This window comes from Kaistella sp. (assembly GCF_032060305.1).
Taxonomy (GTDB): Bacteria; Bacteroidota; Bacteroidia; order Flavobacteriales; family Weeksellaceae; genus Kaistella; species Kaistella yananensis.
The window spans coordinates 4,959-9,531 of the sequence record NZ_DAMBHK010000061.1 but is presented as its reverse complement, the minus strand read 5'-3'; the positions used below and the strand labels follow the sequence as shown (position 1 = coordinate 9,531).

At 43.8% G+C, this 4,573-nt stretch carries 3 protein-coding genes; all 3 read left to right on the top strand.

The window, feature by feature from the left end:
* Window positions 1-1,242 (top strand): multicopper oxidase domain-containing protein (locus V5N63_RS08990; RefSeq protein ID WP_332033674.1); only part of this gene is annotated, 1,242 nt, incomplete at its 5' end.
* A gap of 200 nt (window positions 1,243-1,442) precedes the next feature.
* On the top strand, window positions 1,443-1,763 hold the full coding sequence (locus V5N63_RS08985) for a DUF6660 family protein (RefSeq protein ID WP_143756238.1): 321 nt from the start codon (window positions 1,443-1,445) through the stop codon (window positions 1,761-1,763).
* A gap of 111 nt (window positions 1,764-1,874) precedes the next feature.
* Window positions 1,875-4,573 (top strand): efflux RND transporter permease subunit (locus V5N63_RS08980; RefSeq protein WP_332033673.1); only part of this gene is annotated, 2,699 nt, incomplete at its 3' end.

Below are 4,573 nucleotides of genomic sequence, written 5' to 3'. Positions count from 1 at the left end.
CCATTACCCAAACTCAAATACTTTGAAGGGATGAAGATGATGAACGACATGATGAAGATGAACGGTGACATGAAAGATATGGGCATGAAGATGAGTTATCAGACGATGGATATGAATCAGGTGATGTATCCTGAAATTAGTGCTGAAAATAATGCAGCAATGCCGATGGACAAGATGGACAACAACGATGCGCAAATGGATCACTCACAGCATCAGATGCCTGCTTCCGGGATTACCACATTGAATTATGGGATGATGAAATCGCCTTATGACACTTCACTCCCGAAAGACAGTCCCGTGCGCGAGCTCACGTTTACCCTTACGGGAAACATGAACCGCTACGTTTGGAGCATGGACGATAGAGTCCTGGCAGAATCGGACAAAATATTGGTGAAGAAAGGGGAAATTCTCCGCATTACCCTTTTCAATAACTCAATGATGCGTCACCCGATGCACCTGCACGGATTTGATTTTCGGGTACTCAACAAAAATGGCGTTCAGGCACCCCTCAAAAATGTGTTGGATATTATGCCGATGGAAACTAATGTCATCGAATTTGAAGCTAAAACTGACGGGGACTGGTTTTTCCACTGTCACATCCTCTATCACATGATGGCGGGGATGAACCGTGTTTTTGCTGTTGGTGATTATCAGAATCCTTTGCTGCCCGATAAAGCTTCAGCTTACAAAAAGCTCCAGCGCGAAAGTAACATGTGGCACCTTATGGCCGAAAACGATTTTGCTACTAATGGTAACGACGGGATGGCGAGGATCTCAAATGCCCGCTGGGAATTGGGAACAGAATGGCGTTTAGGTTACAATCCCCATCACGGCTACGAGGTGGAAACCCAACTCGGCAGGTATGTGGACCGTATGCAGTGGCTGAAACCATTTATCGGATTTAACTACCATTATAGAAAGATTGACAGGAATAATATCGAAAAAAACCTTTTTGGACAGGCATCTACTAAAGATGAAAGAAAAACTTTCAGCGCTGGTATCATGTATAAACTCCCGATGTTGGTGGACCTGCAGGCAGAAATATTTACAGACGGAATTGTAAGGTTCCAGCTGAAACGTGAAGACATTCCGTTGACTGCGCGTTTGCGCGGGGCATTCATGGTCAATACCGACAAAGAATATATGGCAGGTCTTAAATATATCGTCACAAAAAATATCGGAATCTCAACCCACTACGACAGCGATATGAGCTGGGGTGCAGGGATTACACTGAACTATTAAAGGAGTTTTTATTGTGTCAATTTTAAAGAGTGCAGCTGCCAAATAAAGACCGGTTGCACTCTTTTTTACAGCGTATAACGACCGCCGTAAACACAGATTCTCATGAGGCAAACAATACCAGCCTACAACCTGAGGAATCATTGCAGTAATATGAGCTAAGACATAAATTGAAGTAAATATATTTTTATTAAATTAGCCCCGTGAAAATTTTTGCCTTTCTTTTATCCTTATTCTTTATGGCACTTACCGTAGTACCTTGCAGCGATGCAGCGAGTGGTTTCGGCGACAAGGTGTGTGTGGCAGAGGATGTTCATTTGGAGCAAAGTCAGGATGAACATACGGACCTTTGTACGCCCTTCTGCGTGTGCAACTGTTGCGGTATGTCAATGGCTGTTTCGCAAATTAAAAACTTACTTCCTGAAAAAATTTTTCTTTTAGTAAAAGCAGATATTACTGAATCAGGATACGGTTACAGTCTCCTTTTCAATGCCGGTGTCTGGCAACCCCCCAAAATAGGTTAATACTTTTCCTTCGGATTTATTTCGTAGGATTATACGACTATTAAATAGTCGTGCATTTCCGTGAACAATACGGAACATGCTTTATCCTTCAATTAACCTTAATTTTTACAAATGCTATATAAAATTATACAGTTTAGTGTAAAGAATAAGCTCATAATTGGGCTCATGACTTTCGCACTAATCATCTGGGGCGTGTATAGTGCTACTAAACTCCCGCTGGATGCCGTACCGGATATTACAAATAATCAGGTTCAGATCATTACCAGCACACCCACATTAGCTGCTCAGGAAACGGAACAGTTGGTTACCTACCCCATAGAACAGAGCCTTGCAAATATTCCAGGTATTACCGAAATGAGGTCCATCTCAAGATTTGGTCTGTCTGTAATTACTGTAGTTTTCGACGAAAGCGTGGATGTATACTTTGCACGGCAGCTCATCACCGAAAAGCTGAAAGATGCCGAAGAAAATATTCCACAAGGTATCGGCAGCCCCGAAATGTCCCCGGTTTCTACTGGCTTGGGTGAAATCTATCAGTATGTTATTCACCCTAAAAAAGGTTCCGAGAACAAATACTCCGCTACGGATCTGCGTACCATGCAGGATTGGGTCGTGGCAAGGCAACTTTACGGGACACCCGGAGTAGCTGAAATTAACAGTTTCGGCGGGAAACTTAAGCAGTATGAAGTCGCGATTAATCCCTATAGGCTTAAAGCAATGAATGTTACCATTGCAGATATTTTTGCTGCACTCCAGAAAAACAACGAAAATACCGGCGGCGCTTATATCGATAAAAAACCTAATGCCTATTTTATTCGCGGCATCGGTCTGATCTCTTCTTTAGATGATATTTCCAACACCGTAATAAAAACAGTCAACGGTATCCCTGTACTTATCAAAGATGTCGCGGAGGCACGTATAGGCAGTGCCGTTAGATATGGTGCCCTTACCTATAACGGCGATAAAGAGGCTGTCGGGGGTATTGTAATGATGCTCAAAGGTGAAAATTCCGCGGAAGTAGTGAGTCGGGTTAAGGAAAAAATGCTCACCATTCAAAAATCCCTTCCAGCGGATATTATCGTAGAACCTTTCCTGGACCGGACTAACTTAGTAGACCGGGCGATCCGTACCGTAGAAACAAATTTGGTGGAAGGCGCTCTTATTGTCATCCTTGTGCTCGTCCTGTTTCTGGGTAATTTTCGTGCAGGGCTTATTGTGGCTTCTGCCATTCCACTTTCTCTCCTTTTTGCCTTAGGTATGATGAATGTTTTTGGAGTCAGTGCAAACTTGATGAGTTTGGGAGCTATTGATTTCGGGCTTATTGTAGATGGCGCAGTAATCATTGTAGAGGCGACCCTTCACTTTCTCGCGGTCCACCACAAATCCCAAAAACTCTCGCAGCACACAATGGACCGGGCTGTGGAAGCAAGTGCAAAAAAAATGATGAGTTCTGCAGCATTTGGCCAGATCATTATCCTTATTGTCTACCTACCCATTCTGTCACTTCAGGGAATTGAAGGTAAAATGTTCCGTCCTATGGCAGAGACCGTATCATTTGCCATTGTCGGAGCACTGATCCTCTCTCTTACTTACATACCCATGATGTCTGCGCTGTTTCTATCAAAAAATATCAGTGCTAAGAAAACCTTTGCCGATAAAATGATGGCTAAGATTCATAATTTTTACGTTCCCGTGTTGCAGAAGGCCATTGCGTTTAAATATGCAGTAGTTGCTGCGGCCATAGCGCTGCTTACGGTGTCGCTCCTGATATTCTCTCGCATGGGCGGCGAATTTATACCACAACTTCAGGAAGGTGATTTCGCCGTACATTGCATTCTGCCACAGGGCACCTCCCTTTCGCAAAGTATAGAAACTTCTATGCAGGCAAGCCGCATTTTGAAATCATTTCCCGAAGTCAACACCGTGGTAGGTAAAACCGGTAGCGCAGAGGTTCCAACAGACCCTATGCCGCCCGAAGCAACGGATCTTATTGTCACGCTAAAACCTAAAAAAGATTGGAAAGACAGCGACAAATCCTACGAAGAGTTAAGTGCCGAAATGATGGAAAAACTCGAAATGATACCTGGAGTGTTTTTTGAAGTTTCCCAACCCATACAGATGCGTTTTAACGAATTAATGACCGGGGTAAGACAGGATGTGGCGATTAAAATTTTTGGTGAAAATATCGACACCCTCGCTAAATTAGCTCCCGACGTTGCCAAAGTCGTCCAGACCGTTCAGGGAGCCACAGAGCCCCAGATTGAGCAGACCGTGGGATTGCCCCAAATTACCATTACCTACGACAGGGCCCGCCTCGCCTCGTACGGTCTCAATATTGAGGATATTAATCACACAGTAAGTACTGCATTTGCCGGTGAAACAGCTGGTGTAGTGTTTGAAGATGAAAAGAAATTCAATCTGGTCGCGCGTCTGGACAGTGCGAGCAGAAGCTCTATTGAGGACGTCAGCAGCCTCTTTATTCCAACCGCAAACGGAGTCCAGATTCCGCTTTCACAGATCGCAAAAGTGGAATATAAAGACGGTCCGGCACAAATCAGTCGTGAAGATGGCAAGCGCCGGATTGTTGTAGGCTTTAATGTAAAAGATAGAGATGTAGAAAGTGTAGTAACTGAAATTCAGAGCAAACTTAATGATGCAAACATCTTACCCGCCGGCTATTACTATACATATGGTGGAACATTCGAAAATTTGAAGCAGGCCTCTTCACGATTGCAAATAGCGGTTCCTGTAGCCTTAGCTCTTATTTTTCTTTTACTGTACTTCACCTTCCGTAACTTCAAAGACAGCAT